Source organism: Mycobacterium sp. D16Q16 (genome assembly GCF_002013745.1).
In the GTDB taxonomy this organism is placed as follows: domain Bacteria; phylum Actinomycetota; class Actinomycetes; order Mycobacteriales; family Mycobacteriaceae; genus Mycobacterium.
Genome location: NZ_MAEY01000013.1, coordinates 292,165 through 304,542 on the forward strand (window position 1 = coordinate 292,165; position 12,378 = coordinate 304,542).

Genomic DNA, 12,378 nt, shown 5'->3' on the forward strand with positions numbered 1-12,378 from the left:
CCCGGTTCCGGGCCAGGCGCACCCGAGATCGTGATTCGGCGACCAAGCGCGACTAACCCAGGGTCAATCGTCCTAACCGAATCGGTGCTCCGCCAAGCTGTTCGTCGATGCGGAGCAGCTCGTTCCACTTCGCGGTGCGTTCAGATCTGGTGATGGAGCCAACCTTGAGTTGCTCGGCACCCCAGCCGACCGCTAGGTGCGCGATGGTGACGTCCTCGCTCTCACCCGATCTCGCGGAGACGATGGTGTCCCATCCACAGTCGTGAGCGGTGTCGTGCGCAGACTTGGCGGCACTGAGTGTTCCCGCCTGATTTGGCTTCACCAGCAAGCCGTTACATGCTCCGGCCGCGGTTGCTCGGAGCACGCGCCCGGCGTTGGTCACCGTGAAATCGTCACCGACGACCAGGACGCGGTGTCCCACTGCTTGGGTGAACTGGGCCAGGGCGGCCGGATCGTCCTCGGCCAGGGGATCCTCGATGGAAGCGATCGGATACTTATCGATCCAGCCGATCAGAACCTCCGACCAGGCGTCGGAGTCGAGTTCGGTGCCGTCGAGCCCGAGGCGGTAGCGGCCACCACTACCGAACTCGCTCGATGCGATGTCCAACGCGATGGTGACCTGGGTGCCCGGCTGCAGGCCGGCCCGCTCGATGGAGGCGACCAGCAGTTCCAAAGCATCCTCGTTGGAGTCCACCACCGGCCACCAGCCGCCTTCATCGGCCACCCCGGCGAGTCGGCCTCGCTCGGAAAGCAATGCCCCACAAGCGCGATGGATCTCCGCCACCCAGTTGAGTCCCTGTTCGATGCTATCGGCGGCCGCCGGTACCACCATGAAATCCTGGACATCGGTGCGGCGCGCGGCATGGGCGCCCCCGCCGATCACTTGAATCTCCGGCAGTGGCATCGCCGCGGTTTGGTCACCGATCAGATACCGCCACAACGGAATTCCATGGGACGCGGCTGCGGCGTGCGCGGCCGCCATCGACATGGCGACCGCGGTGTTCCCGCCGATGTGGGAGAACGCGTCCGACCCGTCTGCCGCTGTGAGCGCCGTGTCGACGGCCTTCTGATCGGTGGCGTCGACGCCCACGAGATGTTCTGCTAGGCCGCGTGCGGCCCCGACCGCCGAAGTCACGTCGTAGCCGGCGAAAGGCCGGCCGCCGTCGCGTAAATCGGTGGCCTCACCGCTGCCTCGGGACGCTCCGGCGGGCGCGATCGCCCGTCCGATGCTGCCGTCGGCCAGCTGCAGTTCCGCTTCGAGGGTCGGCCGCCCCCGTGAATCCCACACCCGCCGTGCGTGCACTTCACTGATTTGTGTTCCGGTCATCATCCCTCTAACTGTTGTGCGATGGCCAGCGGGTCGGCGGCCGATTCATGGAGGGCCTGCCCCGCACGGTTGCGCAGTGAATCCCTTTGGGCGGCAGATAGGTAGTCCACAGGGGAACGCCCGTCGACGCGGGCGAGAGCCAAAGCGGGCAGGAGGCGTGCGGTACGTGCGGCCACCGCGTCCGGTGGCTCCCAGGAGACCCCCTGTAGGTACGTGGCGAAGAGTCGCACGCTTGTGTCATGCAGCAGTTCGCGGTGCTGCGGTTTCCATATTCGCTTGAGCAGTAGGTGATTAAGGCAGAACGCCAGATCGAACGCGGGGTCGCCGTACCAGGCGCATTCGGCGTCGGTCAGCACCGGTCCGTCCGCGGTGACGATGACGTTCTTCGGGCTCACATCCCCGTGAACCAGCGCGAGGTGCGTGCCCGCGAGATCGTCGGCCAGCCGCATCAGGATCGTCGAGTGTTGTGGGAGGCGCTCTGCGGTGTAGCGCAGGTACGGTTCTATCCGTAACGCCTCGAAGAGATTGTCGGCTGCGAATTCGCTTGCCACCGTGGCATCACCGGCCGTCTGGGCGTGAACGGTGGCGAGGCGTGCGCCGAGCACCGCGCCGATCTCCGGGTCGATGCGCCCGCCCGCCAGATCTTCCCGCCAGGACGGGATTGGCCCCAGATCGGTCATCGCGAACGCGTGTAGATCCTCGGCGGACGTGACAACCCGAGGTGTGAAAGACGGAACGATCCGTGACGCACGGACGAGGTAGCGGGCCTCAAAGGTGTTGCGTTCCAGGGGTGCTATCCAGTGGGCCTGCACACGGAGCCGTTCAACGGCGCGCTTGGCCACCACCGATTCGCCCGACCTCAGCCGTACGCGCCACACGTCGGAGGACACCCCTCCGGTCACCGGTTGCGCATCCAGTGGCACGAGTTCTGCGCGGGAGAGAAGTTCGACCACCCAGTCAGGTGGCACCATGCGCGCCTTCGGATTTCCACCACAGCGCGTTGAACCAGATGCGGGCCAGCGTATCGATGGCCTCCTCATCGGTGATCGAGCTGCGCCCGGTCTCGCCACCCTCGACCAGCCAGACGTAACAGAAGTAGTCCATCATCGCCCCGATCGCCGACGCGGTGATATCGGGATCCATCCCCGGGCAGTACTCGTGTTTCTGTAGCCGCCGAATGTTTTTGGCGATCATCGTGCGGGCCGGGGCACGCAGGTCCCGCCAGTACTCAACGAATGTCGGATCAATCTGCGCCGCCTGGAATACCCCGGAGAGCACCGGTGCGTGGTCGCGATAGGTGGTCCAGTACACGGTGACGATGTCCCGGATCACCTCGTACGGTGCGCGATCACCCGTCTCGACGGTGTCGCCGCGGGTGTACGCCTCGTCCCGGAACTCGTCGACCATGGTGCGCAGGAGCTCAGCCTTGTCGGTGAAGTAGTTGTAGAAGACCCCGACGGATTTCCCGGCCTGGGTGGTGATGTCGATGACGCGGGTCTCGGCGTACCCGACCCTGGAGATGACCTCACGCGCCGCATCCATCAGGGCGCGGCGCGTGCTGCGGCCACGTTGCGTCGAGGGCTGTTCGACGGGGACGGGCTGGATCGCGGAATCGCTAGACATCACCACCAGCCAAGGCTACATTAAACCTGAATCGAGATTCAGTTTCAGTCCGATCGCGTGTCATCCCCTAATGATTACGCAGGTTGCGAGGTTTTGATGACGAGTTCGACAGCAGTGCGGACCGATGCCGTGGAGCGGGCACGCGAGCTGGCACCCAACATCGCCGCACGGGCGCTCGAGGCGGAGCGCTTGCGCCGGATGCCCGACGAGACCATTGCCGAACTGTCGCAATCGGGTCTGTTCAGCCTGATGGCGCCGCGGCGTTACGGAGGTGACGAGGCCAGCCTGGAAACGTTGGTCAGCGCGGTCATCGAGGTGGGCAAGGTCTGTGGATCGACCGCCTGGACATTCTGTATCTACGGAATTCACAACTGGCTCGCCGGATTGTTCCCCGAGAAGCTGCAGGACGAGATGTTCGGCTCGGTGCCCGCCGGCTCGCCCCTGCTGTTTCCGGGCAGCTGGTCGCCGTCGGGTGTCGCCGTACCGATCGAGGGGGGCTACAAGATAAGTGGGCGTTGGCAATTCGGCAGCGGTGTCTGGCACTCATCGTGGGCGTCGGTCGCCGCTGTCGTGCAGCACGAGGAAGCGCCGAAATATCCGGATCTGCGCACCTTCATGATTCCGCGAGATGATCTCGAGGTCATCGATACCTGGTTCACCTCCGGCCTGCGGGGCACCGGAAGCATGGATATCGCGGTCAATGACGTGTTCGTCCCCGAGCATCGGGTGCAGGAGTTCGGCCCGCTCGCGCGCGGACAGTCACCGTCCGCCGACCTCCATGGCGCCGCGATCTACCGCATACCGCTGTTCTGTGCCCTCTCCAATGTCGCGGCCGCGCCCGCGGTGGGCATGGCGTTGGGCACGGTGGAGTTGTTCACCGAGAAGATCAAGACCCGGGTGATGCGCTACTCGATGCAGGAGCAGTCCAAACTCGCCACCGCGCACCGCCGCATGGGGCATGTTGCCGCGCAGGCAGAGTCGGCGCGGGCCCTGCTATTGCAGACAGTGCGCGATGTGGAGGGCAAGCTGCGTTCTGGCGAGGGATTGACGACGGAGGATCGGGTGGCGGTGCGCCGCAACTGCGCCTACGTTGTCGAGGTCTGCAAGCAGGCCATCGCCGAGGCCGTCGAGGCGTGCGGTGCCTCCGCGCAGTACGAAGACTCGCCACTGCAGCGTCACCTGCGTGACGTGAACACGCTGTCCACACATGTTGTCTACGACACCGATTCTGCCTACGAGCTGTTCGGACGGGTGGAACTCGGGCTGCCGCCGGGATCCGTCGCATTCTGATGCCACCCGAGCTCACCGGTCTGCACTGCGTGCTCGCGGACCGAATCTTGACCGTCACAATCGACAACGGCCCACTCAATCTGCTCGACGGGCCACTCATGGCGAGCCTGTCGCGCCTGGCCCGATGGCTGGCCGACCGTGACGACGTGACGGTGGTGCTGTTCGGCAGCGCCAACCCCGACTTCTTCATCGCGCACCTGAATGTCGAAATTCTGCAAACGGATTCGGCCCGTACTGCCGAGTCCGTCGAATCCTTCCAACGCTTGGTCGGCAGGTTTCGCGCGCTGCGCCAGGCCACTATCGCCCTCGTGGAGGGTCGGGTCGCGGGCGGGGGAAGCGAATTCCTCCTCAATCTGGACATGCGCTTCGCGGTGCGCGGCAAGGCCGTCTTCAATCAGGTGGAGACGGGTCTGGGCATCGTGCCGGCGGGTTCAGGCCCCCAGCACTTGGTCCAGGGCATGGGTCGGGCGCGCGCACTCGAGGTGATTTTGGGTCACGAGGATTTCGATGCTGACCTGGCGGAGCGATACGGCTGGGTGAATCGTGCCCTGGACCCCGATGAGGGGTGGCGGTTCGTGAATCGACTCGCCCGGCGCATCGCCGTCAATCCGCTCGCACTGATCGCTGGCGCCAAGAGCACGGTAGATGCGCTGGTCACCGACCTGGAGCCGGGGTTGGCCGCGGAGCGGGCAGCCATCGTTGCGGCGTTCGCCGACGTGCACAGCACCCAAAGAATCGCGCTCTTTCTGCAACGGGGTGGCCAGACGGTGGACGGTGAACGTCGCCTCGGCGATCTCGTGGGCGACCCTTAGACTGCGACTACAACCAGTAGTAGAACCAAGTCGTAGCGAGGGAGAACTCATGGGTCAGGTCAGTGCGTCCAGTTCGGTGTTGATCGACGCGGCACCCGAGGCTGTGCTCGCCGCGGTTGCCGATTACCAGACTGTGCGCCCGAAGATTTTGTCCGGTCACTACCGCGACTACCAGGTGCTCGAAGGCGGTCAGGGCGAGGGCACCGTCGCAGCCTGGAAGCTGCAGGCCACGGAGTCGCGGGTGCGGGACATCAAGTCCAGTGTCAGCGTGGCCGGACATACCGTCATCGAGAAGGACGCCAACTCCACGCTGGTGACCAGCTGGACCGTCGCGCCTGCCGGAACCGGCTCCACCGTCACCACCAAGACCGCGTGGACGGGTGGCGGCGGTATCAAGGGATTTTTCGAGAAGACCTTTGCGCCGTTGGGGCTCAAGAAAATTCAGGCCGAGGTGTTGGACAACCTGAAGAAGACGGTCGAAGGTTCGGCGACCTAACCGCCGGGTGCAGGCGCCGCCGCCGGGTCTACCCCCGGCGCCGGTGCGGTACCGCTGAGGTAGGCGACGATGCCCTGAACCACGGCCTGCGCGTACTTGGCGCGGCCCTCGGGGCTGGTCATCATCGCGGAGTCCTGGGCGTTTTTCATGTTTCCGAGCTCGACAAGCACCTTCGGGTGCTGGGCCAGGTTGAGGCCCGCCAGGTCGGAGCGGCCGTAGAGCCCGCCGGTGCCGATGTAGGTCGCCGGTGTCAGGCCCGCGGCTTGCAGGCTGTCGCGCATGGTCTTGGCGAAGCGCACCGTCGGCTCGCCTTGCACGGCGTTCACCGGGGGGTTTGAGAAGTTGACATGGAAGCCGTGGCCGCCGGCCGGGCCGCCGTCGGCGTGGATGCTCACCACCGCGTCGGGGTTGAAGCTGTTCTCGATCTCCGCACGCTTGTCGATACACGGGCCGAGCTTGTCGTCGTCACCACGGGTCATGGCCGTGCGCACGCCGAGCTGGGTCAGCTGCTGACGGATAAGCAGCACGGTGTTCCACGCGAAGGTGTGCTCGGGGTATCCGCCGTCGGTGACGGTTCCGCTGGTCTGGCAGCTCTTGGTGCCGCCGCGCCCGTCGGGTACCTGATTGTTGATCGAGCCGTCGTTGGCTCCGTTATGACCCGGGTCCAGCACGACGATGCGTCCGGCGATACCGGGTGCCGCGCTGGCGGTGAAGCTGGTGGAGGCCGCCGGTGTGACGGCGGGCAGCACCGTGACGGATGCCGCCGTTAGCAGCGTCACGCCAGTCAGGCCCGCGGCACGCCAAAAACTCACTCGCACCTGGCCACGGTAGCCCGGGCGGCGGCTACCCTTGTTGACGACCCGCCGAGGCCCGGCGAGCGTGACCAACTTGATACCCGCCGTTTAAGGAGACACATGCAACCCGGAGGCGCCCCGGATATGTCCGCCCTGCTCGCGCAGGCACAGCAGATGCAGCAGCAGCTGATGGCTGCTCAGGCGCAGATCGCGGCGGCCGAGGTCACCGGGGAGTCCGGTGGCGGCCTGGTGCGGATCACCGGCAAGGGCACCGGCGAAGTGACCAACGTGCAGATCGACCCGAAAATCGTCGATCCCGAAGATGTCGAGACGCTGCAGGACCTGGTCATCGGTGCGCTCGCCGATCTGACCGCGAAGACGCAGGAACTCGCAAGCCAGCGGTTGGGCCCGCTCGCCGGCGGTCTCGGTGATCTTGGTGGAGGGCTGGGATTGCCCGGTGTTTGAGGGGCCGGTCCAGGACCTCATTGACGAACTGGGCAAGCTGCCCGGCGTAGGACCTAAGAGCGCGCAGCGCATCGCCTTTCATCTGTTGGGCGTCGAGGCGCCCGATATCGATCGACTGACCGCGGCCCTGACCCGGGTGCGCGATGGCGTTCAGTTCTGTGAGGTCTGCGGGAACGTTTCCGATAAGGAACGCTGCCGTATCTGCTCGGATCCGCGACGTGATCTCGCACTGGTCTGCGTTGTCGAGGAGCCCAAGGATGTGCAGGCTGTCGAGCGCACCCGAGAGTTCCGCGGTCGTTATCACGTACTCGGTGGCGCGCTCGACCCGCTCTCGGGTGTCGGCCCGGATCAACTGCGCATTCGGGAGCTGTTGACGCGCATAGGAACCGAAGAAGATGGGGTCTCCATTTCGGAGGTCATCATCGCCACCGATCCGAATACCGAGGGGGAGGCGACGGCCACCTACCTGGTACGGATGCTGCGCGATTTCCCCGGGCTGTCCGTCACCCGGTTGGCGTCCGGTCTGCCGATGGGCGGGGACCTGGAATTCGCCGACGAGCTGACTCTGGGGCGCGCCCTCTCCGGACGCCGCCCCCTCTGACGTGCCTTCTTACGTTCAGGGGACGATGAGGAATTGCGCCTGACCGGGGTTGCCTTGCGCTCCTGACACCGTCACCGAGGTCCCTGGATCGCCGGGTGCGCCCGGATTGGGTTGAGGTCCCGGTCCACTGCAGTCCGATGAGGACGAGAACACACCGGTCGTCGCACCGTTCGCGCCCACCGATCCGCCAGGACCGCTGCCGCCACCGATTCCGCCATTGCCACCAGTGCCCGCCGACACGTCCATCGGATGAGTGCCCAGGGACAGGTCGTGCTGGCACTTGACGAGAATAACGCCGCCATTGCCGCCGGGGCCGGCGAAATTTCCATCTCCGCCGCGACCACCGGTCCCGCCATTGCCGCCAGTTCTTCCGAATTCGCAGTCGTCTCCGTCGCCGCCTTTGCCTCCGGTGCCTCCGGTTCCGCCGACTCCTCCGGTTCCGCCATTCCCACCACGGCCGCCCTTGGCTTGCAGCGATACGCCGTCCATGAAGGTCTCTACCTCGAAGTCGATCACGCCGCCGTGGCCGCCCGGTCCGCCTGGACCGCCGGCCACACCGTTGCCTCCGGTTCCGCCGGTCCCGCCTCGGGTGGCACAGTCGTCGTCAAGCCAATTGCAGTTCGCCATGGCCCCTGCCGCGCCCGTGGGCCCTTGGGGACCCTGCGCTCCTGTTGCTCCGGCATCGCCGTTTGGGCCATTGCTGATGATGTTCGCCATGGTTGTTTTTCCTTCTGTCTAGGCCAGGTTGCCGCGGACGGATGTCGCGCGAATTTTGATGTAGCTGGAAGTGATAACGAGTCGCCCTCCGGAATGGATGCGGATGTCGTTGGCCCACAGGCTCTTCGCCTTTGATCCCAATGTCAGCGTGGCGTTTCTGCCGATCTCGATGTCTTTGAACAGCACGACTACCAGCGGTATGTGGGTGACGTGTGCGGCGAACCGTTGGGCGAATGAATGGGTGATCTTCGCCTCCAGACTGTCGACCTCCACCGGCACCCCAAGTGCATCGCCAACTGCGCGTGACAGATTCGTGTGCGTCACCGGCCGGATTTCGCGGTAGAGCTGACCGAGTCGTGCTGGGTAGCTCGCGCGCCCGTCGCTCTTGCTGGCACACGGTGTACAGCAAGAATCCTGGGCGTCGGGGTGTTCGGCCACGGTTTCGGCCATACGCCGGGCGATCTCGCGTGCTTCGATGTCGTCGGCCGCTATGGCTTGGCGTGCGGTGCGCTCCTCCAAACGCTCTGGGACGAGCCGCAGTGCCTGAAGGTCGTCGAATCCGGCGATTTCCAGGCGGTGTGTCACCTCCGCCCATTCGCGTTCATTGGGATCGACAATTACCGATTTCTCTTCTGGCACAGTAAAACTGCGCCGTTCGGCCTTTAAGAACCGTGTTACTGATTCGCTTGTCACAATCGCTCCTTTGGGCGTTCGGCATGAACCTTGAATGCCCGAGGAACGTATTGCGCGTACGGCCGTGCCTACGTGAGTAATCGACTACTCGAATTCACGATCCGGCACGTGGCGCACTAGGAGATCGGCGTGGCCGCGGAACCGCACAGGCGAGTGCGCTCGCCGCTCAAGACTTGAGCCGTTCCTTACGCAGCCGCGCTACCTCGTCCAGATCCAGCGCGGTCAGCTGCGGCACACCCATGGCACGAGCGAGTAACAGGTCTGCCAGCTCGGGATTGCGTGCCAGGCACGGACCATGCATGTAGGTGGCGATCACGCTGCCTTGCACCACGCCGTCGGTACCGTCACCGGCACGGTTCCCGGCACCGCGGGCAACTCTGGACAGCGGAGCCGCAGCGGGTCCTAAAACCGTTCCGCCGCGGTGATTCTCGAATCCGGTAAGGGTGTCTTCGAGCTCGTCCATGATGGGCACGCCGGCCAGTTCACCGATGGTGCGCTTTTCCTGCGGACTGGTGGTGACGTCGAGCAGCCCGACGCCTTCGACTCGCTCCCCGGATGACGTTTCGTACCAGTGCCCGAGCACCTGGATTGCCGCACAGATCGCCAGCACCGGTGCACCGCGTTCAGCGGCGCGCTGCAATCCCGGATGCGCGATGAGATGGCGGGTGGCGAGCCGCTGGGCGTAATCCTCTGCCCCGCCCAGCGTGTACACGTCCAGGGAGTCTGGGACGGGGTCGGCCAGGGTGATCTCCACGATCTCGGCGTCGATGCCGCGCATCCGCAGCCGCTGCCGGAGCACCACGGCATTGCCTGAATCGCCGTACGTGCCCATGACGTCGGGCAGCACCAGGCCGACTCGGACGGTGGATTCGCTCATGCCGCACCACCTTTGGTCAGCGCACGGTTGAGGTTGAGGAACGCCGTGTAATTGGCGATCACGTCGACCTTGCCGGGTGGGCAGGCCTTGATGGCCTGTACCGGGTCATGGTGCAGGGTGTGTGTGACGCTGGCATACGTCAGCCGGACCGCCAAATCGGTGCCGCGCTCTCCGGACGCGACGACAGGCGGCACGGTGGTCATGTCATCGTCGGCACGGTTATCGCACGCGAAATGTTCGAAGTTGACATCCCATAGCCAGGACAGATCCTCGCCGTCCGGCACCTGTCCGTTGACCGCGATGACGAGTCCGTCGGCGTCGGTATCGACCATCGACAGCGCCTCCTGCCAGCCGGCCGGATTCTTGGCCAGCAGCAGGCGCACCGTGTGGTCGCCCAGGTGGATGCTGCGGTAGCGGCCCGCCACTTGATCGACGGCGGATACCGCATCGACGGCCGGACCGGGGCGGGCGCCGAGCTCGACAGCCACGGCCACCGCGAGCGTGGCGTTGCCGCGGTTGGCGGTACCGGGCAGTGTCAGAGACATCGGCAGGCTGATTCCGCTGGGCCCATAGATTCGATCGTCATCGAACCACCAGTGCGGATCGGGCCGGGAGAAGTCGGTTCCGGTGCTGTACCAATGGTTTCCGTCGCGGACGATGAGTTCCCCGCTGCGCGGACAGCTCACCGAGTCTCCGGCCCAGCCGCCGCCCGCTGCCACCCAGATGACATTGGGGTTGTCGTATGCGGCCGATGTCATGAGGACGTCGTCGCAGTTCGCGACGATCACCGCGGTGCGGTGCCGGGACAACCCCTTGCGCAGGGTGCGCTCGATGTTGTTGATCTCGCCGACGCGGTCCAGCTGATCACGGCTGAGGTTGAGCAGCACGATGGCCGCTGGGTTGACGGCGTCCGCGACATGCGGCACGTGCATCTCGTCGACCTCGAGCACCGCGACCTCGGCCTCGCGGGTCCCGGCCAGAGCGGCGACCAGGCCGGCATCCATGTTGGAGCCTTCGGTGTTGGTGGCCACCGGCCCCACTGTCGCGAGCGCGGCGGTGGTCATTCGGGTGGTGGTGGACTTGCCGTTGGTGCCGGTGATCACGACCGTGCGACGTCCGCGGCCCAACTGCGTCAGCACCGAGCTGTCCAACTTAAGCGCGACGAGCCCGCCGATCATGGAGCCCGCGCCGCGACCGCTGATCCGGGACGCCCAGCGCGCCGCGCGTCCTGCGGCCAGTGCGATCCGGCCGCGCACCGAGAGGTGGTCTTGGGTCACTCGCGGAGTTTATTGGAGGCCTCGATCGAGGACGATGTCACCGTCGTCGAGGGGGCGTTCACTGCCCGTGCGGCCAGCGGGGACGGCCACACGGGCAGTGCTGAACGGCTCCTAGGCGACAGCGCTCTGTAGCGATCGTTTGACCTCGTTGACTGTGGTCAGGAGGGTGGCGCTGGCCTCGGCCAGCTTTTCCTTCTGCTCGTCCGTTCCGGTCACGGCGATAACGCGAGCCAGTCCGGCGATTTCGGCCAGACCCGAGCGGAGCTTGAGAACGTTGATGAGTTTCGGGAAGAGCTTGGCTCGGAGCGCCTGTGCGGTGTGCGTGGTGATGCCCCGCTTCGCGAGCACCTTCCGGCCAAACTCGGTCAGGCCGGCTACGCCGTCATCGGTCTTCACGACGCCGCGATGAGCCAGCCGTTCGAGGACTCGCGCCACCACGGGCTCGGGAAGGGTGATCTCACCCTCGGTCGTATCCGAGACACGCTGCACGATCTCTGCGGCACTGGCCGGTCCGTCAAGCAGCAGTGAGGCGGTGACTGCGCGCTTGATTCGCAGACCGAAACCGCCGGGGCCGAACCCCGGTCCGTCAAATCCGGGTCCGCCAAACCCAGGTCCGTCGAATCCACCGAAACCGGGGCCGCGACCTTCGGAGCTTGCAAATGAATCAGACATCTAACTCTCCTTTTCTGATGATCAGGCAGCTGGCCTGTCGCCGACTGCATCTGTATCAACTCCCTTGATACAGGCGCCGAATTAGGCATGTCAAGGTTCTTGATATGAGTACGCTGAGAATTTCGCGTGGGGCGATAATCCATTGCCCGGCAACGACTCGCCCGCTCGGTTGACGCCGGGCTCTCGCGCGCGGCCGACAAACGGGGCGCTCCGGCCGGGCCCACCGCTCGCGTGTGCCGCATCAATGGGCGCGAGTCTGCGTGCGTCCTGGACGGTTCATGCCAGGATGCTTGCGATGACTGAATCCGATGAGGCCGAGCCACTGGGGTACCTGATGTTCCGGGCCGGTGCCGTGATGCGTCCGCAGGTCCTTGCTGCGCTGCGGCCGCTCGGGCTCGGGATGCCGGAGTTCATGTGCCTGCGGATGCTCAACGAGAGCCCCGGCCGTACCAGTGCCGAGCTGGCACGCGAGCACAATGTCTCGGCGCAGGCGATGAATCAGGTTCTCAACGGGTTGCAGAACGTCTCGCTGGTGTCCAGGCCGACGGTGCCGGCCTCGGGGCGAGCGCTACCGGCCCGGGTTACTGCCAAGGGCAAGGCGTTACTCAAACGCGTGGAGTCGGCGATCTGGGCCGCGGAAGGCGAGATGTTCGGCCGGCTGAGTGCCGATGATCAGCGTGAACTCCGGCGGATACTGGGGCGGCTGATCGACGCTACCGGCGAAAACGAGTGAC

The 12,378-nt window shown here is 65.4% G+C and carries 15 protein-coding genes; 6 read left to right on the forward strand and 9 right to left on the reverse strand.

The features are described 5' to 3' along the window. Positions 1 to 52 precede the first annotated feature (52 nt). Genes eno through B4394_RS14805 form a run of 3 tightly spaced genes read right to left on the reverse strand, consistent with a single transcriptional unit; the run spans position 53 to position 2,956 of the window. Positions 53 to 1,327: a phosphopyruvate hydratase gene (gene eno, locus B4394_RS14795; protein ID WP_078311232.1), complete on the reverse strand. Its 1,275-nt coding sequence runs from the start codon at positions 1,325 to 1,327 to the stop codon at positions 53 to 55. Beyond that, on the reverse strand, positions 1,327 to 2,298 hold the full coding sequence (locus tag B4394_RS14800; RefSeq protein ID WP_078311194.1) for a phosphotransferase family protein: 972 nt from the start codon (positions 2,296 to 2,298) through the stop codon (positions 1,327 to 1,329). The genes eno and B4394_RS14800 overlap by 1 nt, the downstream gene beginning before the upstream one ends. Further along, positions 2,285 to 2,956, reverse strand: coding sequence for a TetR/AcrR family transcriptional regulator (locus B4394_RS14805; protein ID WP_176112818.1), 672 nt, complete (start codon positions 2,954 to 2,956; stop codon positions 2,285 to 2,287). The genes B4394_RS14800 and B4394_RS14805 overlap by 14 nt, the downstream gene beginning before the upstream one ends. Before the next feature lie 90 nt (positions 2,957 to 3,046). Here B4394_RS14805 and B4394_RS14810 point away from each other — a divergent pair, with 90 nt between their 5' ends. The 3 genes from B4394_RS14810 to B4394_RS14820 are packed head-to-tail and all read left to right on the forward strand — an operon-like array spanning position 3,047 to position 5,548. Then, positions 3,047 to 4,240 (forward strand): acyl-CoA dehydrogenase family protein, encoded by a 1,194-nt coding sequence (locus B4394_RS14810; RefSeq protein ID WP_078311193.1) that lies wholly within the window; start codon positions 3,047 to 3,049, stop codon positions 4,238 to 4,240. Beyond that, entirely contained in the window at positions 4,240 to 5,052 is an 813-nt protein-coding gene (locus B4394_RS14815) for an enoyl-CoA hydratase/isomerase family protein (RefSeq protein ID WP_078311192.1), read from the forward strand. The genes B4394_RS14810 and B4394_RS14815 overlap by 1 nt, the downstream gene beginning before the upstream one ends. A gap of 49 nt (positions 5,053 to 5,101) precedes the next feature. After that, a complete protein-coding gene (locus B4394_RS14820) occupies positions 5,102 to 5,548 on the forward strand; it encodes an SRPBCC family protein (protein ID WP_078311191.1) in 447 nt (148 codons plus the stop codon). Here B4394_RS14820 and B4394_RS14825 read toward each other — a convergent pair. After that, positions 5,545 to 6,297: an Rv3717 family N-acetylmuramoyl-L-alanine amidase gene (locus B4394_RS14825; RefSeq protein WP_078311230.1), complete on the reverse strand. Its 753-nt coding sequence runs from the start codon at positions 6,295 to 6,297 to the stop codon at positions 5,545 to 5,547. The two genes, B4394_RS14820 and B4394_RS14825, sit on opposite strands and share 4 nt — an antisense overlap. A 165-nt stretch (positions 6,298 to 6,462) precedes the next feature. Here B4394_RS14825 and B4394_RS14830 point away from each other — a divergent pair, with 165 nt between their 5' ends. Together B4394_RS14830 and recR are read left to right on the forward strand one after the other, a co-directional pair. Continuing rightward, positions 6,463 to 6,807, forward strand: a complete 345-nt coding sequence (locus B4394_RS14830) for a YbaB/EbfC family nucleoid-associated protein (RefSeq protein ID WP_078311190.1) — start codon at positions 6,463 to 6,465, stop codon at positions 6,805 to 6,807. After that, the gene (gene recR, locus B4394_RS14835) at positions 6,800 to 7,408 is read left to right on the forward strand and encodes a recombination mediator RecR (RefSeq protein ID WP_078315481.1); all 609 of its coding nucleotides are present in this window, start codon (positions 6,800 to 6,802) and stop codon (positions 7,406 to 7,408) included. Before B4394_RS14830 ends, recR begins: the two co-directional genes overlap by 8 nt. Positions 7,409 to 7,423: 15 nt before the next feature. Here the strand turns inward: recR and B4394_RS14840 are convergent, their stop codons facing one another. The 5 genes from B4394_RS14840 to B4394_RS14865 form a co-directional block, all read right to left on the reverse strand. Then, entirely contained in the window at positions 7,424 to 8,125 is a 702-nt protein-coding gene (locus B4394_RS14840) for a hypothetical protein (protein ID WP_078315483.1), read from the reverse strand. Between the two features lie 18 nt (positions 8,126 to 8,143). Then, complete coding sequence (locus B4394_RS25775; RefSeq protein WP_286142075.1) at positions 8,144 to 8,818, reverse strand: hypothetical protein; 675 nt, start codon at positions 8,816 to 8,818, stop codon at positions 8,144 to 8,146. A gap of 166 nt (positions 8,819 to 8,984) precedes the next feature. After that, the gene (locus B4394_RS14855; protein ID WP_078311187.1) at positions 8,985 to 9,695 is read right to left on the reverse strand and encodes a type 1 glutamine amidotransferase; all 711 of its coding nucleotides are present in this window, start codon (positions 9,693 to 9,695) and stop codon (positions 8,985 to 8,987) included. Further along, positions 9,692 to 10,972, reverse strand: a complete 1,281-nt coding sequence (locus tag B4394_RS14860) for a Mur ligase family protein (protein ID WP_139360208.1) — start codon at positions 10,970 to 10,972, stop codon at positions 9,692 to 9,694. The genes B4394_RS14855 and B4394_RS14860 overlap by 4 nt, the downstream gene beginning before the upstream one ends. Positions 10,973 to 11,083: 111 nt before the next feature. Further along, complete coding sequence (locus tag B4394_RS14865) at positions 11,084 to 11,644, reverse strand: hypothetical protein (RefSeq protein ID WP_078311186.1); 561 nt, start codon at positions 11,642 to 11,644, stop codon at positions 11,084 to 11,086. Between the two features lie 286 nt (positions 11,645 to 11,930). Between B4394_RS14865 and B4394_RS14870 the strand changes: the two genes are divergently transcribed. After that, positions 11,931 to 12,377, forward strand: a complete 447-nt coding sequence (locus tag B4394_RS14870; protein WP_078315487.1) for a MarR family winged helix-turn-helix transcriptional regulator — start codon at positions 11,931 to 11,933, stop codon at positions 12,375 to 12,377. The last annotated feature ends 1 nt before the right edge of the window (position 12,378 follow it).

Bases quoted from the DNA above. Each gene is read 5' to 3' on its own strand.
- eno (WP_078311232.1), bottom strand. From the start codon at position 1,327: ATGACCGGAACACAAATCAGTGAAGTGCACGCACGGCGGGTGTGGGAT.
- B4394_RS14800 (WP_078311194.1), bottom strand. From the start codon at position 2,298: ATGGTGCCACCTGACTGGGTGGTCGAACTTCTCTCCCGCGCAGAACTC.
- B4394_RS14810 (WP_078311193.1), top strand. From the start codon at position 3,047: ATGACGAGTTCGACAGCAGTGCGGACCGATGCCGTGGAGCGGGCACGC.
- B4394_RS14815 (WP_078311192.1), top strand. From the start codon at position 4,240: ATGCCACCCGAGCTCACCGGTCTGCACTGCGTGCTCGCGGACCGAATC.
- B4394_RS14820 (WP_078311191.1), top strand. From the start codon at position 5,102: ATGGGTCAGGTCAGTGCGTCCAGTTCGGTGTTGATCGACGCGGCACCC.
- B4394_RS14830 (WP_078311190.1), top strand. From the start codon at position 6,463: ATGCAACCCGGAGGCGCCCCGGATATGTCCGCCCTGCTCGCGCAGGCA.
- B4394_RS14840 (WP_078315483.1), bottom strand. From the start codon at position 8,125: ATGGCGAACATCATCAGCAATGGCCCAAACGGCGATGCCGGAGCAACA.
- B4394_RS14855 (WP_078311187.1), bottom strand. From the start codon at position 9,695: ATGAGCGAATCCACCGTCCGAGTCGGCCTGGTGCTGCCCGACGTCATG.
- B4394_RS14865 (WP_078311186.1), bottom strand. From the start codon at position 11,644: ATGTCTGATTCATTTGCAAGCTCCGAAGGTCGCGGCCCCGGTTTCGGT.
- B4394_RS14870 (WP_078315487.1), top strand. From the start codon at position 11,931: ATGCTTGCGATGACTGAATCCGATGAGGCCGAGCCACTGGGGTACCTG.